At 69.3% G+C, this 26063-nt stretch carries 21 protein-coding genes; 14 read left to right on the top strand and 7 right to left on the bottom strand.

The window, feature by feature from the left end; all coding sequences use genetic code 11:
* The first annotated feature begins 3 nt into the window (after positions 1–3).
* The 5 genes from QMG73_RS26245 to QMG73_RS26265 are packed head-to-tail and all read left to right on the top strand — an operon-like array spanning position 4 to position 4727.
* On the top strand, positions 4–1104 hold the full coding sequence (locus tag QMG73_RS26245; protein ID WP_281899982.1) for a 3-dehydroquinate synthase II: 1101 nt from the start codon (positions 4–6) through the stop codon (positions 1102–1104).
* Positions 1101–1907 (top strand): amidohydrolase family protein, encoded by an 807-nt coding sequence (locus QMG73_RS26250; protein ID WP_281899984.1) that lies wholly within the window; start codon positions 1101–1103, stop codon positions 1905–1907. Before QMG73_RS26245 ends, QMG73_RS26250 begins: the two co-directional genes overlap by 4 nt.
* Positions 1907–3268, top strand: a complete 1362-nt coding sequence (locus tag QMG73_RS26255; RefSeq protein WP_281899985.1) for a phenylacetate--CoA ligase family protein — start codon at positions 1907–1909, stop codon at positions 3266–3268. Before QMG73_RS26250 ends, QMG73_RS26255 begins: the two co-directional genes overlap by 1 nt.
* Positions 3269–3282: 14 nt before the next feature.
* Positions 3283–4056 carry a 2,3-dihydro-2,3-dihydroxybenzoate dehydrogenase gene (locus QMG73_RS26260; RefSeq protein ID WP_281899987.1) on the top strand — a complete coding sequence of 258 codons (774 nt, stop codon included), beginning with the start codon at positions 3283–3285 and terminating at the stop codon, positions 4054–4056.
* Between the two features lie 17 nt (positions 4057–4073).
* A complete protein-coding gene (locus tag QMG73_RS26265; protein WP_281899989.1) occupies positions 4074–4727 on the top strand; it encodes an isochorismatase family protein in 654 nt (217 codons plus the stop codon).
* Here QMG73_RS26265 and QMG73_RS26270 read toward each other — a convergent pair.
* A complete protein-coding gene (locus QMG73_RS26270; protein WP_281899991.1) occupies positions 4724–5248 on the bottom strand; it encodes a MarR family transcriptional regulator in 525 nt (174 codons plus the stop codon). The two genes, QMG73_RS26265 and QMG73_RS26270, sit on opposite strands and share 4 nt — an antisense overlap.
* 101 nt (positions 5249–5349) lie before the next feature.
* Between QMG73_RS26270 and QMG73_RS26275 the strand changes: the two genes are divergently transcribed.
* Positions 5350–6801 carry an MFS transporter gene (locus QMG73_RS26275; RefSeq protein WP_281899992.1) on the top strand — a complete coding sequence of 484 codons (1452 nt, stop codon included), beginning with the start codon at positions 5350–5352 and terminating at the stop codon, positions 6799–6801.
* A gap of 250 nt (positions 6802–7051) precedes the next feature.
* On the opposite strand, the gene QMG73_RS26280 is transcribed toward QMG73_RS26275, so the two are convergent.
* Together QMG73_RS26280 and QMG73_RS26285 are read right to left on the bottom strand one after the other, a co-directional pair.
* Positions 7052–7663, bottom strand: a complete 612-nt coding sequence (locus QMG73_RS26280; protein ID WP_281899994.1) for a hypothetical protein — start codon at positions 7661–7663, stop codon at positions 7052–7054.
* Positions 7664–7854: 191 nt separating this feature from the next.
* Positions 7855–10128, bottom strand: a complete 2274-nt coding sequence (locus tag QMG73_RS26285) for a DUF1707 domain-containing protein (RefSeq protein ID WP_281899996.1) — start codon at positions 10126–10128, stop codon at positions 7855–7857.
* 223 nt (positions 10129–10351) lie between these two features.
* Here QMG73_RS26285 and QMG73_RS26290 point away from each other — a divergent pair, with 223 nt between their 5' ends.
* Positions 10352–13624 carry a proprotein convertase P-domain-containing protein gene (locus QMG73_RS26290; protein WP_309299527.1) on the top strand — a complete coding sequence of 1091 codons (3273 nt, stop codon included), beginning with the start codon at positions 10352–10354 and terminating at the stop codon, positions 13622–13624.
* Between the two features lie 292 nt (positions 13625–13916).
* On the opposite strand, the gene QMG73_RS26295 is transcribed toward QMG73_RS26290, so the two are convergent.
* On the bottom strand, positions 13917–14252 hold the full coding sequence (locus QMG73_RS26295; RefSeq protein ID WP_281899999.1) for a cold-shock protein: 336 nt from the start codon (positions 14250–14252) through the stop codon (positions 13917–13919).
* A gap of 98 nt (positions 14253–14350) precedes the next feature.
* On the bottom strand, positions 14351–14956 hold the full coding sequence (locus QMG73_RS26300; protein WP_281900000.1) for an isopentenyl transferase family protein: 606 nt from the start codon (positions 14954–14956) through the stop codon (positions 14351–14353).
* 331 nt (positions 14957–15287) lie between these two features.
* Between QMG73_RS26300 and QMG73_RS26305 the strand changes: the two genes are divergently transcribed.
* From QMG73_RS26305 to QMG73_RS26330, 6 genes are all read left to right on the top strand, one after another.
* Positions 15288–15665 carry a hypothetical protein gene (locus tag QMG73_RS26305; protein ID WP_281900002.1) on the top strand — a complete coding sequence of 126 codons (378 nt, stop codon included), beginning with the start codon at positions 15288–15290 and terminating at the stop codon, positions 15663–15665.
* Between the two features lie 115 nt (positions 15666–15780).
* Positions 15781–17268, top strand: a complete 1488-nt coding sequence (locus tag QMG73_RS26310) for a M23 family metallopeptidase (protein ID WP_281900004.1) — start codon at positions 15781–15783, stop codon at positions 17266–17268.
* Positions 17269–17371: 103 nt separating this feature from the next.
* Positions 17372–18202: a helix-turn-helix domain-containing protein gene (locus QMG73_RS26315; RefSeq protein ID WP_281900006.1), complete on the top strand. Its 831-nt coding sequence runs from the start codon at positions 17372–17374 to the stop codon at positions 18200–18202.
* A 66-nt stretch (positions 18203–18268) separates the two neighbouring features.
* Positions 18269–18850 (top strand): dihydrofolate reductase family protein, encoded by a 582-nt coding sequence (locus tag QMG73_RS26320; RefSeq protein WP_281900008.1) that lies wholly within the window; start codon positions 18269–18271, stop codon positions 18848–18850.
* 72 nt (positions 18851–18922) lie between these two features.
* Positions 18923–19837, top strand: coding sequence for an ADP-ribosylglycohydrolase family protein (locus QMG73_RS26325; protein ID WP_281900010.1), 915 nt, complete (start codon positions 18923–18925; stop codon positions 19835–19837).
* Between the two features lie 246 nt (positions 19838–20083).
* Positions 20084–23362 (top strand): S8 family peptidase, encoded by a 3279-nt coding sequence (locus tag QMG73_RS26330; protein ID WP_281900013.1) that lies wholly within the window; start codon positions 20084–20086, stop codon positions 23360–23362.
* A gap of 427 nt (positions 23363–23789) precedes the next feature.
* Here the strand turns inward: QMG73_RS26330 and QMG73_RS26335 are convergent, their stop codons facing one another.
* Together QMG73_RS26335 and QMG73_RS26340 are read right to left on the bottom strand one after the other, a co-directional pair.
* Positions 23790–24422 carry a hypothetical protein gene (locus QMG73_RS26335; RefSeq protein ID WP_281900015.1) on the bottom strand — a complete coding sequence of 211 codons (633 nt, stop codon included), beginning with the start codon at positions 24420–24422 and terminating at the stop codon, positions 23790–23792.
* An 8-nt stretch (positions 24423–24430) separates the two neighbouring features.
* The gene (locus tag QMG73_RS26340; RefSeq protein WP_281900017.1) at positions 24431–25012 is read right to left on the bottom strand and encodes an RNA polymerase sigma factor; all 582 of its coding nucleotides are present in this window, start codon (positions 25010–25012) and stop codon (positions 24431–24433) included.
* Positions 25013–25169: 157 nt separating this feature from the next.
* Here QMG73_RS26340 and QMG73_RS26345 point away from each other — a divergent pair, with 157 nt between their 5' ends.
* Complete coding sequence (locus QMG73_RS26345) at positions 25170–26030, top strand: CPBP family intramembrane glutamic endopeptidase (protein ID WP_281900019.1); 861 nt, start codon at positions 25170–25172, stop codon at positions 26028–26030.
* Positions 26031–26063: the final 33 nt, after the last annotated feature.

The raw sequence follows: 26063 nt of genomic DNA on the forward strand, positions 1-26063 counted from the left end.
GGTATGAAGCTGTGCTGGCTCGACGTCCGCGCTGCCGGCGAGGCCACGGCGGCCATCGTCGAAGAGGCGGTGCACCAGCGGGTCGACGCGATCGTGGCGGCGCACCCGTCCGCCTTCACCGGCCTGCCGCCGACGGTACGCAAGGTGCTCTTCGCCGGCGACGGCCCGGTGCCCGACGAGCTCGGCGACGCCGACGTCGTCATCGTGGCGGGGGAGCGTGGCCGGGGCCCAGAACTGGCCCAGCGCCATCCCGGGGTGGAGTTCGGCCGGTACGTCGAGGTCGTCGACGCGCCCACCCTCGACGACGCGTGCGTCGCGGCCCGCGAGGAGCGCTGGTGCGTGCTGCGCTTCGCCGACCCCACGAAGATCCCACTGGAGATCGTGCTGGCCGCGGCCGCCGGCAGCGACGGAAACATCATCACCGTCGCGGCGGACGTCGAAGAGGCGACGATCATCTTCGGCGTACTGGAACACGGCTCGGAGGGCGTCATGATGGCGCCCAAGGCCGTCGGGGACGCCACCGCGCTGAAGGCGGCCGCCGACGACCGTCCCAGCGACCTCGACCTGGTCGAGCTGGAGGTCACCCGGGTCACGCACGTGGGCATGGGGGAGCGCGCCTGCGTGGACACCTGCACGTACTTCCGGCAGGACGAGGGCATCCTGGTCGGCTCGCACTCCAAGGGCATGGTGCTCTGCGTCAGCGAGACCCACCCGTTGCCGTACATGCCGACGCGGCCGTTCCGGGTCAACGCCGGCGCCATCATGTCGTACACGATGTCGACCAACGGCCGCACCAACTACCTCAGCGAGCTGCAGGCCGGCAGCAAGGTGCTGGCCGTAGACGTGAAGGGCCAGGCCCGGGTCGCCACGGTCGGCCGGGTGAAGATCGAGACGCGGCCGCTGCTCTCGGTCGACGCGACCGCGCCGGACGGCACCGAGGTCAACCTGATCCTGCAGGATGACTGGCACGTCCGCGTGCTCGGCCCGGGCGGGGTGGTGCTCAACAGCACCGAGCTGAAACCGGGCGACCGGCTGCTCGGCTACCTGCCGACCGAGGACCGCCACGTCGGGTACCCGATCGACGAGTTCTGCCGGGAACAGTGAGTGAGCTGTCCGGGCCGGTCCTCGACTTCCACGCCCGGCTCGTGCCGCGGCCGGGCGCGGCTGACCGGCTCCTGTCCACTATGGATGAATGCGGCGTCGACCGTGCGGTGATCTGCGCCGGCGGCCTGCTGCCGCTGGAGCGCCTCTCGCGGCAGCTCGTCGAGGGCGGTCACGTGACGGCCGACGCGGACAACCAGGCGGTGTTCGCCGCGGCGGACGGTTCGGGCGGGCGGCTGGTGCCGTTCTACTTCGCCAACCCGCACCGGCCGCCGGAACGCTACCGGGACGAGGCCGCCGGCTTCGCCGGGCTCGAGGTGTCGCCGGCCGTGCACGGCGTGCCGCTGCGCGACGAGCGCACCGAGGCGCTGCTGGCGGTCGCGGCTGAGGCGGGCCATCCCGTGTACACGGTGTGCCTGTCCCGGCCGGGCTCCACCGTCGCCGACCTCGTGGCGCTGGCGGTGGCACACCCGTCGATCCCCTTCGTCCTCGGGCACAGCGGCGTGGGCAACATCGACTACTACGCCGTCGACCTGATCGGCCCGCACCCCAACATCCTGATGGAGACCTCGGGCGGGTACAGCACGGTCGTCGGTACCGCCCTGGAACGGCTGGGCGCTCACCGGCTGCTGTTCGGCAGCGAGTTTCCGCTCCAGCATCCGCGCGTGGAGCTGGCCAAGTACGCCGCGCTCGACCTCACACCAGGGCAGTGGGCGCAGGTCGCCTGGCACAACGCGCACCGACTGCTCGGGAAAGCCCGTTCAAGGAAGGAAAGCCCGATGCCTAAGAGCTTGGAGGCCCGCTGATGACCCTGCTAGCCGGCGCTCACCAGGCGCCCGTCCAGCCGCGCCTGCCGCGGCTCGGGGACTGGTGCGGCTACGACGAACTCGCCGTCACACAGCGCGCGAGGCTGCCGGAGGTCTTCGCCTGGGCCGCGCGTGCCCCCTTCTACCAGGCCCGGGACGGGCTGCTCGCCGGTGGCCAGCCGCCAGCCAACCCGGACGCCGCCGCCCGCCGGCTTGCCGACCTGCCGCTGACCACGAAGCAGGACCTGCGCGACGCGTACCCGTTCGGGCTGCTCGCCGTGGAGAAGGAGCGGCTCGCCACGTACCACGAGTCGAGCGGTACGGCGGGCCAGCCGACCGCCTCGTTCTACACGGCGGAGGACTGGACCGACCTGAGCGAGCGGTACGCCCGCAAGTGGGTCGGCATCAGCGCCTCGGACGTCTTCCTCGTCCGCACCCCGTACGCGCTGATGATCACAGGGCACCTGGCGCACGCCGCCGCCCGCCTGCACGGCGCGACCGTGGTGCCGGGGGACAACCGCTCGCTCGCCATGCCGTACTCCCGGGTGGTCCGGGTCCTGCACGACCTGGGGGTGACGCTGAGCTGGTCGATGCCGACCGAGACGCTGATCTGGGCCGCGGCGGCGCGGGCCCGCGGCCTCGAGCCGGGCCGCGACTTCCCGGCCCTGCGGGCGCTGTTCGTGGGCGGCGAGCCGCTGAGCCCGACCCGGCGCCGCCGGATCAGCGAGCTGTGGGGCGTGCCGGTGGTGGAGGAGTACGGCTCCACCGAGACCGGCAGCCTCGCCGGCGAGTGCCCGAACGGGCGGATGCACCTGTGGGCCGACCGGGCGCTGTTCGAGGTGTACGACCCGGCCACCGGGCGGATCGGCACCGAGGGCAGCGGCCAGCTCGTGGTCACCCCGCTGTACCGCGAGGCGATGCCGCTGCTGCGGTACAACCTCGAAGACGACGTCGAGGTGGCGTACGGCGAGTGCCCCTGCGGCTGGGCGCTGCCGACCGTGCGCGTGCTGGGCCGGTCCGCGTTCGGCTACCGGGTCGGCGGCGCGGAGGTGAACCAGGCCCGGCTGGAGGAACTCGTCTTCGGGCTGCCGGCCGCGGACGGCGTGCTCTTCTGGCGCGCGAAGGCGGAGCGGGAGCTGCTCCGCGTCGAGATCGAGGCCCCGCCGCGGAGCGCGGCGGCGGCGCAGGCGCGGCTGGACGCGGCGGTCCGTGCCGAGTTCGGCGTGCCCTGCCAGGTCCGGGCGGTGCCGCTGGGGACGCTCGTGCCGTCCCATGTGCTCACCGGCGTCCACGACGTGGTCAAGCCGCGCGGCCTGTTCGGCCCGGACGAGGACTGGGACAAGGCCCTTCTCTACTACTAAGGGGGAGTTGCGTCATGGGTACGCCTGACGAAGTCGCGGTGGTGACCGGCGCGGCACAGGGCATCGGCGCCGCCGTGGCCCGCGCGATGGTGCGGGACGGCGCGGCGGTCGCCGCCGTCGACTGCAACGGCGAGCGGTTGCGGGAGACGGTGGAACGGCTCGGCAGCGGCGGCCGGATCGTCGCCTACCCGGCGGACGTGAGCGACAGCGCCGAGGTCGACGCGACGGTCAAGCGGGTCGAGGAGGAGCTCGGGCCGGTCACGCTGCTGGTGAACGTCGCGGGCGTCCTGCGCACCGGTCCGGTGATCGAGGTCAGCGACGAGGACTGGGACCGGGTGTTCGCCGTCAACCTCGGCGGGGTATTCCACTTCTCCCGGGCGGTGGCGCGGCGCATGGTGCCGCGCCGGTCCGGGCGGATCGTGACGGTCAGCTCGAACGCGACCGGGGTGCCGAGGGTGGGCATGGCCGCGTACGCCTCGTCGAAGGCGGCCACGTCGCTGTTCACCAAGTGCCTCGGGTTGGAGCTGGCCCCGTACGGCATCCGGTGCAACGTCGTCTCGCCGGGCTCCACCGACACGCCGATGCAGCGGGCGTACTGGGGCGCGGTCGACGGTTCCGCCGCCGTCATCGCGGGCTCGCCGGCGGCCTTCCGGGTCGGCATCCCACTGGGGAAGCTCGCCACACCGGAAGACGTGGCCGAGGCGGTGCGCTTCCTCGCCTCCGACCGGGCTGGCCACATCACCATGCAGGAGTTGTACGTCGACGGTGGCGCCGCGCTCGTGGCGTGAGGGGGAAGGGAACGACGATGGGCATTCCGGCGATCACGCCGTACTCCATGCCGGTGGCGGCCGAGCTGCCGGAGAACCAGGTGTCCTGGCGCGCCGACCCGGATCGGGCGGTGCTGCTGGTGCACGACATGCAGCGGTACTTCGTCGAGTTCTTTCCGGCCGGTGCGTCACCCCGGACGGACCTGCTCGCCAACGTCGCGCGGCTGCGCGACTGGGCGCGGCACCGGGGCGTACCGGTGGTGTACTCGGCGCAGCCCGGTGGCATGACTCCGGCACAGCGGGGGCTGTTGCGGGACTTCTGGGGGCCGGGCATGACCACCGACCCACGCAGCCGTGAGATCGTGCCGGAGCTGCGACCGGCGGCTGGCGAGGCGGTGATCACCAAGTGGCGGTACAGCGCGTTCGCCCGTACCGAGCTGGAGTCGCTGGTCCGCGGGCGCGGCCGCGACCAGCTGATCATCTGTGGCGTGTACGCCCACGTCGGCTGCCTGATGACGGCGTGTGACGCGTTCACGGCCGATATCCAGCCCTTTCTCGTCGCCGACGCGGTCGCCGACTTCACCGCGGACGACCACCGGCTGGCCCTCGCGTACGCGGCCCGCCGGTGTGCGATGACCGTGACCACCGACCAGGTCCTCGCCGTGCGCGGCGCGGCGACGGCGGCGCGCTAACTCGAGGCCGGCACCGGCTCGCTCCCGGCGGGGGCGGCCGGTGCCGGCTCGTTCGCCAGCAGCGCGGTGGTCTGCCCCTCGACGAGCTCGTTGGCGCGGCGGCTGAAGTCGAGCAGCAGCCGCAGCTCCTGTTCCGTGTACCGCTCGATCAGTTCGCGGTAGGACCTGCTGAACGCGTCGAGCGTGCCCTGCAGGGCCTGGTAGGCGTCTTCGCGCACCAGTTCCACCATCACCTTGCGCCGGTCGGCGGCGTCGCGGCGGCGGCGCAGGAAGCCGGCCCGCTCCAGCCGGTCAAGCACGGCCGTGATGGCGCCGCCCCGGGAGACGCCAACACGCCGGGCGAGCTCGCCAGCGGTCATCGCCCCCTCCTTGTCCAGCACGCCGAGGCAGCTCACGTCGGTGATGTTGATGCCGGCGCGGGTGGCCATCGCGGTGTGGAACAGGACCGCCCGGTTGGCGGCCAGTCGCTGCTCCTCGTAGAGCGCCGCGACCAGCGCCGGGTGCCCCGTTTCGGTTGACACGGGTCCATCACCGTCCTAAAGTCTCTAAAAGCGAGAGAGTCGAGATATGAATCTCTCAGCTTTCGTTAGATCTTCAGCCTACCAAACCCGCTGGGACTCACATGACTCTCGATCAGAGCCCGCCGCGCACGGTCCAGCGACGCTGGCTGGCGCTCGGCTTCGTGCTGACCGCCGCGTTCATGGACCTCGTCGACGGCACCATCGTCAGCATCGCGCTGCCGCAAATCCAGTCCGACCTCGACGCCGGGTACGCCGCCGCGCAGTGGATTTTGGCCGGCTACTCGCTGACCTTCGCGCTGGCGCTGATCACCGGCGGGCGGCTCGGCGACATCTACGGGCGCAAGCGGATCTTTCTGATCGGCATCACCGGCTTCACGGTGGCCTCGATCGCCTGCGGTGCCGCGACGACGGCGGGCATGCTCGTCGCCGCCCGGCTCGCGCAGGGCGTCACCGCCGCGCTGATGGTGCCGCAGGTCATCTCCGTCATAATGATCATGTTCGCGCGGCAGGAACGGGCAAAGGCATTCGCGCTGTACGGCGCCACCCTGAGCCTCGCCAACGTGAGCGGCCCGCTGCTCGGCGCGGTCTTCACCGAGTACAGCCTCTTCGACCTGCAGTGGCGGGCCATCTTCTACGTCAACGTCCCGATCGGTGTCATCGCGTTCTTCGGCGCACTCAAGTATATTCCAGAGTCCAAATCAGACACTCCACTTCGGATGGACTTCACCGGCATCGCGCTGATAAGCCTCACCTCGTTCGCTCTCATGTACCCGCTGATCCAGGGCCGGGAGGAGGGCTGGCCGGTGTGGATGTTCGTCATCCTCGTCGCGGCCGTACCCCTACTGCTGCTCTTCTACCGGTCGCAGCGGCGCCGCGACCGGCTGGACGGTTCCGCGCTGGTCCCGCCCGACTTGCTGCGTCACCGCTCGTTCGTGGTCGGCCTGATCGTGCTGCTGGTCCTCTTCTCCGGGCTGGCGTCGCTGTTCCTCGTGCTCAACTACGCGCTGCTGGTCGGCTTCGGCTGGTCGCCGATGCGCACCGCGCTCACCGGCCTCGGATTTCCGGTCGGTATCTTCCTCACCACCGGGGTGGCCCAGCGGTTCGCGACCACGCACGGCCGGCGTCTCATCCAGGTTGGCCTGTCGGTGCTCACCGCCGGCATGGTGCTGCTGATCCTGATTTTCTCAGCGGCCGGCACCAGCGTCTCGTTCTGGCAGCTCGCGCTGCCGATCCTGGTGATGGGGCTCGGCATGGGCCTGTGCGTCTCCATCCTGACCACGGTGGTGCTCGCGGCTGTGCCGGACCGCAGCGCCGGTGCCGGCTCCGGCGTGACGAACGCGGTGCTGCAGTTCGGCGCCGCGGTCGGCGTCGCGGTCGTGGGCACGCTGCTGTTCGCACTCACCAACGAGAGCACCGGCGACCCGGCGGCCGCCGCCCGGTCGTTTGCCGACGCGGCCACGAAGGCCCTCTGGTACAACGCGGCCGTCTTCCTGCTCGCCGCACTGCTTACGCCGTTGCTGCCCCGTGCCGCCCGCGACCCCGGCGGCCCATGAGTGTTGTCCTTTGTGGATTCGGCGTGTCGGTCCTCGACGTGGAACGGCCACCGTCCGATGATCCTTCGGTTGCCCGGCAGGACACGAAGGACAGTCGCAGCCCGAGCTGGCTGTAGATCTCTGCCTTGTCGCGGGAGTCGGCGTCGCGGAGGATGTCGAGGATCGAGCCGCGGCCTCGATGTGGTGTGGTGGGACGTGCGCGGCCCGAGCGCGACAGCTTGTACCCGTTTGACCTCGGCTGGCGGTTCGCTCACCAGTAGTCGTTGCGGTGCCATCGCCAGATGAGGGCGACGCCGCACATCATGCCAGCGGCACCGAGTGTGGGTTGGTCCAGCGCGATCCCGAGAGGAAACAGGGTGGCCAAGGCGCCGAGCAGCGCGATGGTCAGCAGGTATGAGCCACCGCCTCCCCTGAGGAAGGTGAAGCGATCTGGCGGGATTCGCCACAGCATCGACGGCGCGCGCAGGCGGGCGCGTAGCCCGGCAAGGCGCGACGGTTTGGGAATGTTGGCTGGCTCACGGGCCGGCAGGTCGACGATCGCGTTGGCTGGTACCGCATCGTCGATGCGCGTCAGCGCAGCGGTCGGGATTACAAAGAACGTGGGCTCGACCTGGACGGGGATCCCATCGATGCCATACAGGTGGCGGCCGCCGTCGGCGTACCGGAGCATGGCGGTGCACTGGTCAAACAGGACAGTGGCCGGTCCCTGCGTTGAGGTGAGGGTGACGCCGTCGGTGCCGTGGACGAGCGCGACCCGCTGGCCGCCCCGTGATCGGTACCGCCTGCCTGTGACGGAGAAGCGGGACAGTGTGGGTGCGGCCTCGAAACCGGGCGGTTGCTGCCTGATGGCGTGCGGGATCATCAGCAGTGCGGTGTTGTGTACGGTGCGGGCGATCTCTCTGATATCGCCGGCGGTGGTTCGCGGATGCCGGCGATGAGTTCGGCGGTGGGGCGACTGGGGAATCCGGTCAGCAGGTCGCAGGCGCGCCGCAGCAGCAGGCCCGCGAGACCGCTGCTCCCGCGGCCTCACCCTCCGCGGCCACACAACTGTGGTCAGGGGCGGGGGCCGATGACGGTGACGGGCGGGGATTGGGTGCCTGCGTAGTTGGCGAAGATGTATCGGTCGCCAACATTCCACAGGTCGAAGTCGCCGGACAGGCCGATCTCATCGGGCATGCCGATTTTCCTCGTCGACGTGACCGCGCCGTCCTGGATGGACAGCGTGCGGAGTTCCGCTTCGGCGAGAATCGGCTTGCTGGTCGCGAGAACAGTCCCGGCCGCGCCACCAATGCCGGCGAGCGACGCCACGTCGGTGACCCATAGCCGGCGGCCGTCGGCGAGTGAGAACCCGGCGAGGCCCGTGTCGGTCTGGCCCGGTTTGTTCGCCGGCACGATCAGGACGTCGTCGACCACGGTGGTCTGGTAGCCGGGGCGCGCGGTCCAGCTGGGGAACTCGTCGCGCGCGAGGTCCAGGTCCGGCTGGTTCTGCGGGATGGTCGCGCGGCGTTTGCCCTGGCTGTCGAACGAGATGAACGCGCCGTTCTCGTCGCTGGTCCGAACCACCATTGGGTCGACGGAAAGCACCACGGTCGGTTTCCGGCCGCTCGCGTTCTGGCCCTTGTCGTCGGGGCTCAGGCGCAGCGGCGCGCGCCACTGCTCACGGCCCGACGCGGCGTCGACGAGGGCGAGTTGGGCACTCCGGTCGTCGCACGCGGTCAGCAGAGCGGCGACCGCGCCGCTGGCGGTGACGGAGTACGGCCGGCAGCCCTTCGCCACCGGGAGCCGCCACCGCTGCGTGTTGGCCCGCGCGTCGACCGCGAGGAAGGCGTGCGCCTCGCGCAGCACCGCGACATCCCCGGCGAGAGCGATCTCGTCGGCGTAGAAGTAGGTGTTGTTGAACTCCGCTGCCTCCGGCCGCTGCCGTTGCCACAGTGGACGCCCGGTGCCGAGGTCGAGCGCGGCGACGGTGGGGCAGTAGTACCTCCCCTCCGGTCCGTAGGCGATCAGGCCGAGGTTCCGGTCGATGGTGCGGCTCATCCCGCAGAGCTTGTGGTCGGCCGGAACAGGGAAGGTCCAGACGACGTGGCCGTCCGCGAGGTCGTAGGCGGTCATCCTGTCGGTGCGCGCCCGGATGACCGTGCGGTCCGTGATCCAGCTTCCCTCGCCCTCCACATCGGAGGGACGGTCGAGCGGCGCCGACCACACAACGCCGAGCTCGGGTGCGCCACCGGTAACCGCTGGGGCGCCGCCGCTGCCATCGCCCTCGCCGGAGCGGTACACGATGATGCCCGCCACGACCGCGATGATGGCCGCGGTGGTGGCGCCCGCGATCCACCAGCTCTTGCGCTGACCCGCCGTGGGCGCCGACGGCTTGCCGGCGGCGGGAGCCAGCAGGTCCTTCAGCAGCGGTCGCAGCTCTCCCGCGGTCCCGGCCGCGTACGCCTTCTGGACCCGCTCGTCGTACTCGTCGAGGGTGAGCCGGCCGTCGTCCAGCGCGTGCCGCAGCTCCTGCGCGGCCTGCTCGCGCTCGGCGTCGGCGAGCCGGTGCCGGCGGTTCAGCGACAGCAACGACCCGGCCGCCGCCCGGCTACCGGCCGTCGCGGTCAGGTCCGCCAGCAGGTCGTCCAGCTCGGCGTCGCGGGTCGCGGCCCGGGCGGCGCCGATCCGCTTGGCGTGCTCGGCCGCGTCCAACTGCCCGTCGGCATGGGCCTGGTCCAGGCGGCGCACCGCCCGCGCCCGCTCGGCAGGGTCGGCCCGCGCATCCAGGTCGATGGCCAGCGCGTCGAGCTGCCGGTACCGTTTGGCCCGTCGCGCCGAGGCTCGCAGGTCGCGGTGCTCGTCAGCGGTGATCATGCCGTCGGCCAGGGCCGCCGCCAACCCGTCCAGAACCGCCTGCCGGTCCAGGTCCGAGACCAGGAGGGCGTCGCGCGGTGCGTCCGGCGGCCCGGGTACGCCGTCCGCCAGCTTCATGAGATCCGTGTACGTGACGGCGGAGGCGAGGTCGGTGAGCCGCCGCTCGTGCTCGGCCTCGGTCAATCTGCCTTCGCCCTGGGCGTCGCCGAGCCAGCGGGCCACCTGATCCCGGTCGGCCTGCCGGATCCGTAGGTGAGCAACCCATTCCCGGACGCCGAGCTGGCTGGGCAGGTCGGCGACAAGCTGGTTGAGTTCCCCGACGGACTTGGCCTCCCGCACCGCGCGGGACCGGTTGTCGTACTCCTGCGCGTCGAGCCGACCCTCCCGCAACGCGGTGGCCAGGACCTCGGCGGCCCGCTGCCGTTCGGCGCCCGAGGCGCGAAGCTTGTCGTGCCGACGATCCTCATCCGTCACAGCGCGCATCGTAGCCGTGATGACTTTGGCTTCAAGACGTGGGAGCGTGACGGAACGTCAGCTCTTTTGCACAACGGGCTGTGCGGGACTCGCTGGTCTACCCTGACTCTCCGGTCGGCGGGAGCTTCCCAGGCTTTCCGCCGTACCTGTTCTGAGTCCGGGGAGGGACCCATTGAAACGACCCCTTGCCGTCCTTTGCGTGCCGGTGCTCACCGGCGCGTTCGTGGCGGTTGTCGCATCGTCAAGCCTTGCGGCGCGACCGGAACCCTCGGTTGCCGATCGTGCGGCGCAAGCCGTATCGGCGCATCCGGCCGACGTCCGCAGCGCCAAAGACGATGCCTACCATCTTCAGCGGTCCAAAGTAGACCGCGGTGGGGCGCAGCACGTACGCTACACGCGGACGTATCGTGGCCTTCGGGTCTACGGCGGCGACTTCGTCGTGCACACCAAGGCGGACGGGAGCTACGGCGGGGTGTCGGTCGGGCTGAACCGGCCGCTGTCACTGCCTACCAAGGCGAGCATCAAGGCGACGGCCGCCGCCGAAGCGGCGAAGGCCGCGTTCACGGGCACCATAACCGAGACCGGCCGGGCCGAGCTGTTCATCGACGCGAGCAGAGGCGACGGCCGCCTAGCCTACGAGACCGTTGTGCGAGGGTGGGCCACCGACGGCCAGACGCCGTCGGTGCTGCACGTCATCACCGACGCCCACAGCGGCGCGCTGATCGGCTCATTCGATGAGATCGAGTCGGTCCACGGCACCGGCGACAGCCTCTACGCCGGCACGGTCGCGATCGACACGACCGAGTCAGGCGGCCTGTACTCGATGATCGACCCGTCACGAGCCGGCGGCTCCACATGCGACATGAACAACGGGACGACGACCTGTGTCACCTTCACCGACGTCGACAACGCGTGGGGGACTGGCGCGAACAACAACCGTCAGAGCGCTGCGGTCGACGCCCACTTCGGTGCGGCCAAGACGTTCGACTACTTTCTCAACGTCCACGGGCGCAACGGCGTCTTCGGTGACGGAAAGGGCGTCCCCAGCCGGGTCCACTACGGCGACGGCTACGCCAACGCGTTCTGGGACGGCTTGCAGATGACCTACGGCGACGGCCTGGAGAACGCCAGACCGCTTGTCTCCCTTGACGTTGCCGGACATGAGATGTCGCACGGCGTGACCGAGGCACTCGTGGGCCTGAACTACTACGGCGAGTCCGGTGGGCTCAACGAAGCCTCGAGCGACATCTTCGGCAACATGGTGGAGTTCTATGCCGCCGCCGCCTCCGACCCGGGCGACTACGAGATCGGCGAGAAGATCAACATCGACGGCGACGGAAAACCGCTGCGCTACATGTACAACCCGTCGCTGGACGGCCACTCACACAGCTGCTGGTCGACCACCACCCAAAACCTCGATGTGCACTACTCGTCTGGCGTGGCCAACCATTTCTACTTCAACCTGGCCGAAGGCACCGGCGCGACGCCTTACGGCACGAGCCCGGTCTGCGGTTCCGCGCCCCCGGTGACCGGCATCGGCCGCTCGAAGGCGGAGAAGATCTGGTACCGCGCCCTCGATATCTACTTCACATCGACCACTCAATACGTCAACCCCGGCAACCCCGCCAATAACTCGCGCACCCACACCCTCAGCGCCACGACTGACCTGTTTGGACGGTGCTCGACGGAGTACCGGGCGGTGCAGGCGGCCTGGGCCTCGGTCAACGTGGTCGGCAACGATCCGCCCTGCCCAGACAACGACTTCCACCTCACAGCGTCGCCGAGCTCCGGCTCGGTCGACGCCGGCTCCTCGGTCACCTCGACAATCACGTCGACCCGGACCTTCGGCGCGGCCCAGACGGTGGACCTGACCGTCCAGGGCCTGCCCGCGGGCGCCAACGCGGTATTCAGCCCGGCTTCGATCGGCTCCGACGGCGGCGTGTCAACGATGACGATCGCAACGAGCGGTTCCACCGCTGGCGGCACATATACCGTGGCCGTCACCGGAACCGGGCCCGGCGCGACTCAAGTCACCACGTTCGCCCTCACCGTGAACGCGCTGCCGGGATGTTCGCAGACCAACGGCACGGACGTCACGGTGCCCGACAAGTCCACTGTAGAGTCTCCGATGACCATCTCGGGTTGTGCGGGGATCGCCAGCTCCAGTTCCACGGTCGAGGTCCGTATCGTCCACCCCTCGATCTGGGATCTGATCGTCTCGCTGGTGGCCCCGGATGGCACCACCTATCCGCTGCACAACCAGTGGGGCACCGACAGCAAGAACATCCACCAGATCTACACCGTCAACCTCTTCGGCAAGGTGGCCAACGGCACCTGGCGGCTTCGAGTCCGGGACGCCATGGATCCGAGAGTGGGCATGATCGACTCGTGGGCGCTGAACCTGGACGGGGCCGCGCCGGCATGCGCGGGGTCCAACGACGCCGACGTGACCATCCCCGACCGGGTCACCGTGGAGTCATCGATATCCCTCTCGGGCTGTGCGGGCACGGCCGGCGTGCGCTCGATGGTCGAGGTCCGTATCGCCCACCCCTACACAGTTGACATCATGGTGTCGCTGGTCGCCCCGGACGGCACCGCCTATATGCTGCAACAAGCCATCTTCTCTGGCGGAGGCACCGATCTCAACCAGACCTACAGTGTCAACCTTTCCGGCGAGGCGGCCACCGGCACGTGGAAACTTCGGGTACAGGACGCCAGAGAATACCTTTCGTATCAAGGCACGATCGACTCGTGGGCGCTGGACCTGACCGGGTCGGAGTACCCGGCGTGCGTCGCCACCGCTGACACCGATACGGCGATCGGCGATCTGTCCACTGTGGAAGCTCCGATCACCGTCTCAGGCTGCGTATTGGACGGGCAGAGCGCGCCCAAAGCCACCGCCCGTTCTGTGGTGGCGGTCGACATCGCCCACCCTTCCATCAGCGACCTGGTTGTCTCGCTGATCGCCCCCGACGGCACCGCCTACCCGCTGCACAACCGTTCGGGCGGCGGGGCCGATCTCATCCGGACCTACACCGTCGACCTTTCCGGCGAATACGCTGGAGGCACCTGGAAACTACGGGTGCAGAACACCTCGGATGCGCATTCGGGCACGATCGACTCGTGGAGGCTGGACCTGAGCGACTCCGCGCCACCGCCTTGCGCCGCTAGCAACGCCAGCGACGTGCCTATCCCCGCGAAGTTCACCGTGACCTCGGCAATCACGCTCTCCGGGTGCTCCGGCGACGCGTCGAAGCTCTCGACGATGGGGGTTCGCATCCTCCATCCGAGCAGCGGCAGCATACGAATCACTCTCGTCTCGTCCGAGGGCTCCACCTACGTTGTGCACGATTACAACGGTGGCAGCGCCGATGACATAGACGTGATCTACCCTGTCAATCTGTCCGCCCAGACGCGTAACGGGACCTGGACCCTGCAAGTCCGGAACAACAGCGACAGTGTGGGCACCATCGACTCCTGGGCGCTGACCCTCTAAGTTCGGGAGCCCAGGGGTATCGCACCCCTGGGCTCCCACACACCAGGTCATCGTAGATGCCGTGTCACGGGCCGTACGATGGCAAACGTCATCGCCAATTGGCTACCCACATCCGCCGCGATCACTGCTGGGCGGGGACAGTGGCGGCATGACAGCGACGACCGTGCCGGCCAGCCGCCCGCCGCGGTCGATCATCCGCTTCGTCTCTTCGGCCCGGGGCTCGCCGTCCGGCAGGGCCGGCTGGCGTTCGAGCAGCTCCTGCTCCTTTTTCCAGGCACCACGCCGCCACCGTCTACTGGTTACCAGGCTCTTGCAGCGGTCGCTCTACACGGTCTGTGGCCTCGCCGTCTGCTGGTGCATCGAACTCGAGGCGCAGGATGCTGTGGTAGGCCGCCGAGGGCTTCTGACGGGCGGGAGTCGCCGGGCGATCATTGCCGGTCCAGACGGCGACGGCCCGGTAGTCGTATCCGTCTTGCCACTCGGTCTCGAACTCGAACGAAACCGGCTGACCGGGGCTGAGGGAGCGGTAACCGCTCATCAGGACGGTGCCGAAGTGGGCCCAGCATCCGCCAGGAGTGGCGTCGGAGTCGATGACTCCCCAGCCCTCGTCAACGTGCCATTCCCGCACGGTTCCGTGCAGTCACCAGGTCAGTATCACACGTGGCGTGGCGACGCGGCTCAGTCAGTTCCAGCCGCCGTGCTGGGGCCGCTGAAGTGACGTCTTCCCTAGCGAGGCGGTTCCGCACCGGATGCGAGCGCCGCGTCAACTCGACCGAGGCCGTCCGACCGCGGCCAAGCAGGAACGACGGGAACGCCCACCCGTGCTGCCCGAGCCGACAGCTCCGCGTCCATCTGCGTGCTCACACTGGCGCGGAACCTGTGATCTTCGCCAGGCTCACGGGACAGGAAGTTCGCGACGATCCGACTCTCATCCGGCTCAGAGACGACCACCGCCCTGACGGCGTCACCGAATCCGGTGATCAAATCTGGCAGTAGGTAGTCGCCCTCCATGACAACCGGCGTCGCAAACTCGATATGGTCGGCGATGACGGCTTCGAACCCGCGGTGCATCTCCTCCGCGACAGCGATCGTGTGCTCGACGATGCGTGCTGGTGTCCACCTCCGTGCTCCAGGGTGGGTATCCCAGAGGTGCAACATCGGTGCTTGTTCAGGCGTCGTCAGTGCCTTGAGTGCGGTCACTATGTCATCGGCCTCGGCGAGCGGCACCCCGTACCGGCGGGCCAGCGGGATCGCGACGCTCGATTTGCCGACGCCGGATGCTCCACACACGAGCGTAACGATCCACGGGGGAGTCACTGATGGCACCCTCATTGCTTGATCCTCGCCGGTCACCGGCGGCCACAGCGACGCGCGCAATAACGCCGCGGAAGCGCTGCCCGGCTCGGCGGCGGTTGCGCTTTACAGAAAATTGGGGCTCAGAAATCGGACAGCGGATCCGCTCCATCGGAGTGCGTGGTTGTATGGCCGCATCACCACGGGGGAGGATGACGATGGGTGGTGTATTTGCCAGGAGCGCGTCGTTGCCGGTAGGTGCGGCGCTTCCGTCGTTGGCGCGCTGGAGAGTGACCGCCGCGCTGGCGGAGCTGCACGAGGACGGTGCCCTCACCGCTGGCTCGCGACGGCGGTCAGAGCAAACTCCAGTGTGGACGGCCCGGCCCGCGGCCAAGGTGGTCGAGCGGCTTCGCGCCAGCCGCTGGGTCACTGGTCGTTCTCGCTGGCGGGCCCGGACCGGTGTTCGCGGACCGTCCCCCTCGCCCACGCCAGCACCACCGTCACCTTCTCGTTCGAGACGTGGGACGGTCGGCTCGACACCTGGGCGGCCTGTGTCGTCAACAATTTACGACCGTCCACTCAGGAACCGGAGCTGATGCGAGCAGATCCGGTCGCCTGCATCGGTTCCGGTGAGGTCTACGGCCTCCCGGCCGCCGTTCCGATCCCGAACGACGATCCACGGTTCACCGGCGCCCTCTTCACGTGGCTCCAGACCAGCGATCGACCGTTCTGCGGTAGCTGCGTCTAGCGCTCGACCCTTCACACGCCCCATCCCGACCGCGGCCATGCGGTGGCCGCACCGTGCCCACATGCCTGCCTCCTGGCCGGCGTGGCGGTTCCCCCTACAGAAAAGGAGAGGCTCCATGTCCATCAACCCGCGCGGCCGCCTACGGTGGCCGGTCATATTCCTGTCGGCGGTCTGCGTCCTCATCGCGGCGGTCGTGGCAGCGCCGGCCGCACAGGCGGCCGGGCCGCGGCCTCTGTTCCAGTTGCCGTTCCCCTGCGGCGAATCATGGCGGCTGGGCACGTATCCGGGGCATGACGACTACGACATTGACATGACGGCAACGACCGGCACGACCAACGGACGTCCCATCCTCGCCTCGTTCGGAGGCACGGTCGTCCGCGCCGGGCAGGACGACCCGGACCTGTCCAAGGGCGGCGGCTACTACGTCCGGATCGACCACGGCAACGGGTGGCAGACGCTGTACCTGCACATGATCGAGTACCCGCCGGTGCGGGTCGGCCAGGTGGTCGCGCAGGGCCAGCAGATCGGGCGGGTGGGCAGCACCGGTGCAAGCTCGGGCCCGCACCTGCACTATGAGCAGCGACGCGACGGAAGCAAGGTCGAGTCCTGGTTCGACGGTGTTCCGTCCGGCATCACCACGGACGGCTACCCGGCCGGCGAGCCGCAGTCGCCAGCGGTGACCCGAATCAGCCGCAACTGCGGGCAGCCGGTACAGGGCGTCGCCGACGGGCAGTCGGTGCACCTGCGCGGCGACTTCACCGGCGACGGGCGCGGCGACGTCGGCATGCTCTACAACTACGGCAATGCCCGGTCGGCGCTGTTCGTGGCGGCTTCTACCGGCACTGGTTTTGGTTGGCCGCAGATGTGGTGGGACTCCGGTGTGGGCAACTTCGAAGCGGAGCGCACGAAGGTGGTGGCCGGGGATTTTACCGGTGACGGCCGGGCGGACGCCGGTCTGCTGTACAACTACGGCAGCGGCCGCTCGGCGTTGTTCGTGGCCGCTTCTACCGGTAGTGGGTTCGGTTGGCCGCAGATGTGGTGGGACTCGGGTGTCGGCAACTTCGAGTGGGAGCGGGTCAAGCTCACCGTCGGCGACTACAACAACGACGGCCGCGCCGACGCCGGTCTGCTGTACAACTATGGCAACGCTCGGTCTGCGTTGTTTGTGGCGGCTTCTACTGGCACTGGTTTTGGTTGGCCGCAGGCGTGGTGGGATTCGGGTAGTGGGAATTTCGAGTGGGAGCGCGTGAAGCTGGTGTCGGGTGACTTCACCGGTGATGGTCGGGCGGATGGCGGTTTGCTGTACAACTATGGCAACGCTCGGTCTGCGTTGTTCGTGGCCACTTCTACCGGCACCGGTTTTGGTTGGCCGCAGGCGTGGTGGGACTCGGGCGTGGGCAACTTCGAGTGGGAGCGCGTCAAACTCACCGTCGGCGACCACACCGGCGACGGCCGGATGGACGTCGGGCTCCTTTACAACTACGACAACAGCCGGTCGGCGCTGTTCACCGCGGCCTCGACCGGTGGTGGTTTCGGCTGGCCGCAAATGTGGTGGGATTCGGGTAACGGGAACTTCGAGTGGGAGCGCGTGAAGCTAGCCTGACCGACGAGGCTCGTTCGGACTCCGCGCCCCATCACCCCTGGATGGTGGGGCGCCCCGAAAACTCTCTAGCCCGGGCGTGGGCGATGCTGTGTGGGTGGAGTACGTGTCCAGAGTGCCGCGGCCGCCGCTGGACGGGCTGATCGACGACCTCTACTACCTGGAGGGTGCGTCGCCGTACGCCCGGCTGACGCTGCCGCCGGCGCCGTCGGCGTTGCTCATCGTCAACCTCGGGGCGCCGTTCCGCGTCCGCGCCAGCACCGACATCGAGACGGCCGAGTACGCCGACGGCTGCGTGGTCACCATGCCCACCCGTGCGTGGGAGTTCGGCTACCCACTCCGGACCCGGTCCGTCGGCGTGCACTTCAAGCCGTGGGGGCTGGCGCCATTCCTGCCGATGCCGGCGGCCGAGCTGTGTGACCGGCCGGTCACGGTAGAGCAGGTATGGGGCCGCTCAGCCATTTCTGAGCTACGAGACCGGCTGGCCACGGCGCACGGACCGCGCGAGATGCTGACTCTGCTCGAGGAGGAGCTGATGCGACGGCTGTGCGAGACCGCCGGCCTGGGGCTGGTCCGCCATACGAGCGGCGTCATCGCGGCGAACGGTGGGGCGGTGACGATCGGCGACCTGAGCGTGACAGCCGGTGTCAGCAGCACTCATCTGGCACAGCGGTTCAAGGAGCTCGTCGGCATCACGCCCAAGCGGCTGGCCCGCACCTACCGATTCACCGCCACCGTGTTCGCGATCAACCCCGCCGGACCGATCGACTGGGGCGACCTGGCCGGTGGCGCAGGCTACTTCGACCAGGCCCACTTCGTCCACGAGTTCCGGGCGTTCACCGGGCTCACGCCGACCCGGTACCTCGAAGTCCGGCGGCGGTTCCTGCGCGAACATCCCGGCCACACGCTCGACGGCTGGCCGCTGCCGGCCGATTGATTTCTTACAAGAACAACAGCTCACGACGCACTAATTTGGGGGTATCGCAAAGCAGAGGAGAGCCCCGTGGGCAAAGTAGTCATGTACGCCTCGGTGTCGGTGGACGGTTTCATCGCGGACGAGAACGACCAGCCCGGACCGCTGTTCGACTGGTTGACCAGCGGTGAGGTCCCCTTGGACGAGAGTGGCGTATTGAAGGTGTCGCCGACGTCCCGCGACTACACCCGGGCGTACTGGGACGAGATCGGGACGACAATCGCCGGCCGCCACGTCTTCGACCTGACGGACGGCTGGGACGGAAAGCCTCCAAGCGGCATCGACCACGTCGTCGTCGTGACGCACCGGCCGCCGCCCGAGGGCTGGGACCCCGAGGCGCCGTTCCACTTCGTCGACGGCGTCGAGGCAGCGGTGGCCAAGGCGCAGGAGCTCGCGGGTGACCGCATAGTCGAGGTCGCCGCCGGCGACGTCGGTGGCCAGGCGCTTGCCGCGGGTCTGGTCGACGAGGTACGCATGGACGTCGCACCCGTCGTGTTCGGGTCCGGCAAGCGCTACTTCGGCTCGGTCGACGCACAGCACCTGCTGGAGGATCCCGACGTGATGATTCAGGGCAACCGGGTGCTTCACCTGCGCTATCGGGTGCGCCGTTGACCGATCTGAGCGGAGACCCGGCGCCGGACCGGTCGTCGGGTCTGGGGTTCGCATGGCAGGATTGCGTGCGACATGACCAGTTGGACCCTGTGTTTGGACAGTTTGGATGGGCTGTCTGTCGGCGACGCAGTCGGCGCCCAGTTCTTCGTTCCCGGCACCTCGCTGGGAATTCTGGATGGCAGCCATGCACCTGAGCAGGCGTGGCCGTGGACCGATGACACCGAGATGGCCTGCTGCCTGGTCGAGGTCCTGCGTCGATACGACCACGTGCATCAGGACGCCCTGGCCGCCACGTTCGCCGAGCGTTTCGATCCGTACCGTGGCTACGGCGGCGGCGCGGTGGTCATCCTGCGAAGCATCCGCAACGGCATCGGCTGGCGCGCGGCCGCCGAGGCCGCGTTTGGCGGCCAGGGATCGATGGGCAACGGCGCCGCGATGCGCGTCGCACCATTGGGAGCCTGGCACGCCGGTGATTCCCGTACGGCGGCGCTGGAAGGTATGCGCTCGGCCGAGGTCACCCATGCCCACGCCGAAGCGGTGCTGGGCGCCGCCGCGGTCGCGGTGGCCGCCGCCGAAGCCGGCTGGGCACGGCAGGTTCAGGATCGTCCCGCACCGCGGGACTACCTGGATGCGGTACTGGCCTACCTGGTGCCCTGCCGTACCTATGCCGGCATCGTCCGCGCGCGGCGTCTGCTGGGTGTCAGTGTCGCCGAGGCCGCCTACGAGTTGGGCAACGGCTCACAGGTCCTGGCGCAAGACACCGTTCCGTTCGCGTTGTGGGTCGCCGCGACGCATCTTCACGACTATCGAGCGGCCATCCTGGCGTGTATCGAGGCCGGCGGCGACATGGACACCACGGCCGCCATCGTCGGCGGCATCGTCGCCGCCTACACCGGACGGGCCGACAACGGCATTCCAGCGTCCTGGCTACACAACCGCGAGCCTCTTCCGAACGACCTGCGATCACCGGTCGGTCGGACCGAATGATCAGCCCCTTTCGCGGCGCTGGCGCACACCCCCTTTCGACCGCGCCGGGGCCGACCACGAGGGTGGCTACAGGCACCGCAGCGGCTCCCCGACTATGTCCCCCACCCCAGGGCCAACGGCTGCGAAGTAACCCAACACCCGCGTGGTTGGCGGTCAGCGAAAAAGATCCTGTGAGGCTGTAACGCCGCTCTCCTGACGAATAAGTCATCGGTGATGGGTTCGAAGGCCCATCCCCAGGGAGGATCGATGAAAGTCAGAACGGCGCTGGCCGCGCTCGTCGCGTGCGCGTTGGCCACACCCGTGGCGCTGTCCATGTCCGCGTCCGAGGCCGAGGAGGCCCGTGCGGCGACGCCACCCGGCGAGAACCGCTGGTTGACGCTGGTGACCGGCGACCGGCTGCTGATCCAGACCAGCGGCGGGCAGGAGCGGGTCGTCACCGAGCGACACGGCAAGGGCCGCGACCACGTGCGCTTCCTGCAGCGGAAGGAGAGCGGCGACCTGTACGTCGTCCCGGATGACGCGGCGCCGCTGGTCGCCGCCGGCCGCGTCGACGGCCGGTTGTTCAACGTTTCCAAGCTGCTGGAGTTCGGGTACGACGACAGGGCGACGGGATCGGTGCGGCTGATCGTCGCGTACGGTGGCGCGCAGGCCCGCTCGGCCGAAGCCCGCGTGACCGCCTCCGGTGCCCGGGTGGCCTCGGAGCTGCCCAGCGTCGGTGGCGACGCGATCGAGGTGTCCAAAAAGGACGCGTCCGGATTCTGGGGCGCCGTCACGAACGCGGCGACCGCCCGTGCCGGCGTGCGGCGGATCTGGTTGGACGGCAAGGTGACCGCCTCGCTCGACACCAGCGTGCCACAGGTCGGCGCGCCCGCCGCCTGGCAAGCCGGGCACACCGGCAAAGACACCACGGTTGCGGTGCTCGACACCGGGATCGACACCGACCACCCCGACCTGGCTGATGCGGTCGTCGGTGCGCGGGACTTCACCGGCAGCGAGAGCGGCGCCGACGACCGGTACGGGCACGGCACCCACGTGGCCGGCATCGTGACCGGCGACGGCGCCGCCTCCGGCGGGAAATACAAGGGTGTCGCACCGGACGCCAAGCTGCTCAACGGCAAGGTCCTCGACGATGCCGGCGACGGCTTCGAGTCCTGGATCATCGCCGGCATGCAGTGGGCAGCCGAGCAGGGCGTCGACGTGATCAACATGAGCCTCGGCGGCGAGTCCGGCGCGGGCGTCGAGCCGATGGACCAGGCGGTCGACCAACTGACCCGCGACACAGGCACGCTGTTCGTCATCGCCGCCGGCAACAGCGGACCGGAGGGAAAGGTGGCCAGCCCCGGCTCGGCGGATGAGGCGCTGACCGTCGGCGCGGTCGACAAGCGGGACGCGATCGCCGAGTTCTCCAACGTCGGCCCGCGCCTGGGCGATCAGGCGGTCAAGCCGGACATCACCGCACCCGGCGTCGACATCGTCGCGCCGCTGGCCAAGGGTGCCGTACTGAGCAACAGCTATCCGGTGGTGGATGGCCAGTATCTCCAGCTTCCCGGTACCTCGATGGCCACGCCGCACGTCGCGGGCGCGGCGGCGATCCTGGCCGGGCAGCACCCGGACTGGGACGCCGACGAACTCAAACCGGCACTGATGGGCAGCGCCAAACCCAACCCCGACCTCAGCGTCTACCAGCAGGGCGCCGGCCGTCTCGACGTAGCCCGCGCCGTCAGCCAGCCAATCGTGTCGACACTGGGCTCGATAAGCAACGGCGTGGTGCGCTGGCCACACAGCGACGACGAACCGATCAGCGACAAGGTCGGATATCGCAACCTCGGGTCTGAGCCGATGACGCTGGACCTGGCCGTCGACGTGCGCGGCCCCACCGGCGCTCCGGCGCCCGCCGGCATGTTCACCCTCGACCCGGCGCGGGTGACGGTACCCGCCGGCGGCACGGCCAGCGTGAAGCTGGTCACCGATACCACAGTGGACGCCCCGGACGGCGTCTACGGCGGCACCGTCGTCGCCACCGGCGGTGACGTGTCGATACGTACTCCCGTCGGTGTCGTGCGCGAGGAGGAGAGCTACGACGTCAAGCTGTCCTTTGTAGACGCCAATGGTGAGCCAGCCGCGATGTACTTCGCCAGCTTCATCGACCTCGCCGTGGAGCGCAGACTGTGGGTCGTTCCCGCGCCGGGCACCGTGACGACCCGCGTGCCCAAGGGCCGGTACCTCTTCGAGGCGAATGTGTGGACCGAGCGGAAAATCGCGATTCTCAGCGAGCCGGAGGTGGTGGTGGACCGAGACCTTGAGCTGGTCGTCGACGCCCGGCGCGCCAAGCCGCTCGGCCTCACCCTGCTGGACCGGCCCGACGCGACCCTCGTAGGGGCGTTTCTGGTGTTCGACCGGAGGACCGCGTGGGGCGGTCACTTCGCGGTGATCGGGGGGTTCGACAATCTTGCCGACATCTCCGTCATGCCATCGGCGACCACCGCCTCGATGCCGGAGAAGTTCACCATGACGCTCCACGCTGACCTGGCCCGCCCCGACGGTCAGGGCGGCTTCGACGGCAGCCCGTACCTGTACAAGATCCAGTGGGCGCAGGCCGGCAGGGTCACCACCAACGTGGACCGCCGCATCCGCGACCGGGATCTCGCGACCGTCCACAGCAGAATCGCCGCGGCCTACCTCGGCCAGCGTGTCGTCAAGAACCATGTTGTCGAGCTGACCGCGCCGGCGACCATCACCGAGTACTACAGCCCCGGCATGCCGTTCGAACCCTCCCTGGACCTGCCGGGGGATGACGGTGAGGACATCGGCGCCATCGGCAGCGCTCCGGTCACCTACAAGCGCGGTAAGCCGGTCGTCGAGCGCTGGAACGCCGGTGTGTTCGGGCCTTCGTTCCCGGGCTACGAGTGGAGTCTCGCCAGGCGGGAGGAAGACTGGCTGGGCTTCGACCTGCACATGTTCGGTGACCAGGGCCGGCAGCGCAGCGGCTCGTCCAGCACCGACACCGCCCGGCTGGTCCTGTCTCGGGACGGCGTGAAGGTCGGCGAGGAAGCCAGCATGTCAGCGGTCTTTCCGGTGCCGGCCGAGCGCGCCACGTACCGCCTGGAGGCGGCGGCGAAGCGGTCGGTGTCACCACTGTCCACAGAGGTCTCGGCGACGTGGACGTTCTCGTCCGCCCGCCCGACTGACGGGTCGGTCAGCAGGACGCCGCTGATGGCGGTGCGGTTCGCGCCCAAGCTCGACGACCTCAACCGGGCGCCGGCCGGCAGGCGGTTCGCGATACCGGTGCATGTGCAGTGGAATACCGGCTCGGAGCACGGCAAGCTGACCGGCTTGACGGTTGACGCCTCGTATGACGATGGCAAGACCTGGCAGCGGGTCCGGCTCGCTGGCTCCGGCGTCGACCGATTGGCGTTGCTCGACCATCCCACCGGCAGCGGCCACGTCTCGCTGAAGGCGTCCGCTGTGGACAGTAACGGCAACGCGGTCGAGCAGACCATCCTCCGCGCGTACGCCCTGTCCTGACCCACCGCCCCCACATGTCAGGGCGTCCCTCAAGTAGTCGTAACTACTTGAGGGACGCCCTCGGTCTCGTCCGGCCGGGTTGTGGGGGGCGCGGACGGTGAGGCCGCGGGAGCAGCGGTCTCGCGCACGACGGACGTCGCGGTAGCTCAGAGCTCGGTCCTGGTTCTGGGCTTGCCCTTGCCCCGCGACGGGCCGTCGATCAAGGCCATTCGCATGGATCAAGGGCGAACGCACGCGGAAAAGAGATCGAACCACGTGCGTTTGCCCTTGATCGACGGGGTGGGCGCGGCGGGCGCGGCGCGGCGGGCGCGGCGGGCGCGGCGCAGTGAGCGCGGCGCGGTGGGCGCGGCTAGCGCGGCGCGGTGCGGCGAACGGCGCGGGGGGAAAGCCGGTGTGGGGATCCACACCGGCTTTCCGGGCGAACCGATCAGCCCCCGTTGCGGGGCAGCACCGGTCCAGGGACCTGCTCGCAGTCGGCGACCGGCCCGGTGGCGAGCCTGACCTGAGCCTTGGCCTGGTGCTCTTCGTCGTCGAGGTCGCCGATGATGGTGGTGGTGAAGACGAAGGTGCGTCCCTCCCCGATCAGTTCGGGGTGCAGCCTCAGGTAGGTGCCCTCGTCGCCCTTGGGCGGCGGCGAGATGGTCACCAGGTCGGCCGGCTGCTGGTCGAACGGCACGTACGTCGCACGCGGCTCCCGGCACTGCTTGCCATTGGGTACGTAGTCGACGACCGCGTCGACGCCGAGCTGGCGCAGCCGCTCCTGCAGACCCTTGGGGTCGCTGTACTCCCTGATGTAGATGCGGATCGAGCCGTCCGGGTCCTTGTCGGCGGCGAAGGCAGGGCCGTCTCCGGCGCCGAGCAGGGCCGGCCCGCCGATGCCAGCCGCGATGGCCAGGGCGGCCGCGGCGCCGAGCCCGACGGCGAAGCGCGCGCGGGGCCGGCTGGCGCGGAAGGTGCGGACGGGCGCGGCGGTCGAGGTGGCCCGCTCGGCTACGACGCCGCGCAGTTCGGCGAGAAGGCGCTCCTCGTACGGTGCGAGGGGGCGTTCGGTGGTGTTCATGATGCTCCTCAGGCGATCGACGAGGCAGGCATGGACAGGTGTCGTTCGGTGACGCCCTTGAGCAGCTTGCGGGCGCGGTGCAGGCGGACGCGGGCGACGATCGGCGTGATACCGAGCGCTGCCGCGGCCTCACCGACCGTGAGCCCGTCGACCGCGACCAGCTCGATCAGTTGGCGGGCCGACTCGGGCAAGGTGATGAGCGCCTCGTACGTGCGCCGGGCGGTCTTCTCGGCGTCGATGCGCTCCTCGATGCGGGCGATGTCCTCGCTGCCCACCGCCCGGCGACCGCCGGCGCGTTGGGCCGCGTCGCGCTCGCGGACCCGCCGCTTGAACTCGCTGGCGACGACGTTGCGAGCCACGCCGTGCATCCAGCCGGCCACACTGCCCCGGTCGGGCCGGTAGGTGTGCGCGGAGGCGATCGCCGCCATGAACACGTCGGCGGTCAGATCCGCCACGGTGTGCGGGTCGGTGACCCGCCGGGCGATGAAGCGCCCGACCATGTCGACGTGGGCCCGGTAGAAGCGTTCGAACGCGTCTGGGTCCTGGCCGATCGTGGCCAGGTCGCGTTTCTCCCTCTCGGTGTCAGGCACTGGGCTCCGTCCATGTCGTAGGGATGGTTTCATCCGTACTTGGGCGCCCGTGGACCGGTGTTACACAGCAACTTGGTCAAGGGTCCGTCGAAGTATGTACCGCAAGACCATCTCGCGGGTGGAGGGACGGCCGCGACCGCGCCCTGACACTTGGCCCATGCGACTACGGGTATTCACCGCCGCGGGCAGCGTCGTGTTCGCTGTCGCGTTCGCGGGGCTGCTGCTCACCGGGCACACCGAGGTGCGCACCTCCGCCGATGACGAGGCACCCTTGGTACCGCTGGCGGCGGTCGTCGTACCGTTGGCGGTCGCTCTACTGCTCATCAGGCTGCTGCCGCCGCGACTTCCCACCCTCGTCCGCGGCCGGGTTCGGGAGCGCCAGGCGTACGCCCTGGTTGGTCTCGCGTTCGCGTACCCGGCGCTGATCGTGCTCACCGGCACCGGCCTCTGGTACGGCATCCTCAAGGTGACCGTGCTGCTCGGCGGCGGTTGGCTGATCCTGCGGACCTGGCGCACGGACCGGGACGCCCGGCTCGCTGGTGCGGCGGCCGCCGCCCACCGGCGCGCGGTCGGCGCGGCCGCACGCTGGCTGGAGCCACTGCCCGCGCTCGCCGCGTGGGCGTACCTCACTTACTACAGCCCGCTCGCCGGTGACCGCGACCTGTCCGAATACCGTGAGCTCGACCGCGCCTACCTGGCCGTGACGATGCTGCTGACGTTTCTGACCGCCAGCGTCACCGAGGAACTGTTCTACCGCGTCATGCTGCAAACCCGGCTCGAGGAGCTGCTGGGGCGCTGGCCGGCGATCGTGGCGAGTGCGCTGCTGTTCGCGCTCATGCACATCAATCGGCTGCACGACGGGCCACCCGGCGTCATGCTGGCCGTCATCGTGCTGTTCAACGGCGGCTTCGGCCTGTTCGTCGGGTACCTGTGGGCCAGGTATCGCAGCCTGCCGGCCATCATCGCGGCGCATGGCGCGGTCAACTCCCTCATCCTCCTCCCCATCTTCCTCCCATGATCAGGACTCGATGAACGTCCTGGCTACGCTGTC

Source organism: Phytohabitans aurantiacus (assembly GCF_027923225.1).
Classification (GTDB): Bacteria; Actinomycetota; Actinomycetes; order Mycobacteriales; family Micromonosporaceae; genus Phytohabitans; species Phytohabitans aurantiacus.

Coding starts and splice junctions, on each gene's coding strand:
- QMG73_RS26260 (WP_281899987.1), top strand. CDS start 3,283: ATGGGTACGCCTGACGAAGTCGCGGTGGTGACCGGCGCGGCACAGGGC.
- QMG73_RS26280 (WP_281899994.1), bottom strand. CDS start 7,663: ATGATCCCGCACGCCATCAGGCAGCAACCGCCCGGTTTCGAGGCCGCA.
- QMG73_RS26275 (WP_281899992.1), top strand. CDS start 5,350: ATGACTCTCGATCAGAGCCCGCCGCGCACGGTCCAGCGACGCTGGCTG.
- QMG73_RS26265 (WP_281899989.1), top strand. CDS start 4,074: ATGGGCATTCCGGCGATCACGCCGTACTCCATGCCGGTGGCGGCCGAG.
- QMG73_RS26335 (WP_281900015.1), bottom strand. CDS start 24,422: ATGAACACCACCGAACGCCCCCTCGCACCGTACGAGGAGCGCCTTCTC.
- QMG73_RS26300 (WP_281900000.1), bottom strand. CDS start 14,956: ATGAGGGTGCCATCAGTGACTCCCCCGTGGATCGTTACGCTCGTGTGT.
- QMG73_RS26255 (WP_281899985.1), top strand. CDS start 1,907: ATGACCCTGCTAGCCGGCGCTCACCAGGCGCCCGTCCAGCCGCGCCTG.
- QMG73_RS26325 (WP_281900010.1), top strand. CDS start 18,923: ATGACCAGTTGGACCCTGTGTTTGGACAGTTTGGATGGGCTGTCTGTC.
- QMG73_RS26245 (WP_281899982.1), top strand. CDS start 4: ATGAAGCTGTGCTGGCTCGACGTCCGCGCTGCCGGCGAGGCCACGGCG.
- QMG73_RS26345 (WP_281900019.1), top strand. CDS start 25,170: ATGCGACTACGGGTATTCACCGCCGCGGGCAGCGTCGTGTTCGCTGTC.
- QMG73_RS26330 (WP_281900013.1), top strand. CDS start 20,084: ATGAAAGTCAGAACGGCGCTGGCCGCGCTCGTCGCGTGCGCGTTGGCC.
- QMG73_RS26310 (WP_281900004.1), top strand. CDS start 15,781: ATGTCCATCAACCCGCGCGGCCGCCTACGGTGGCCGGTCATATTCCTG.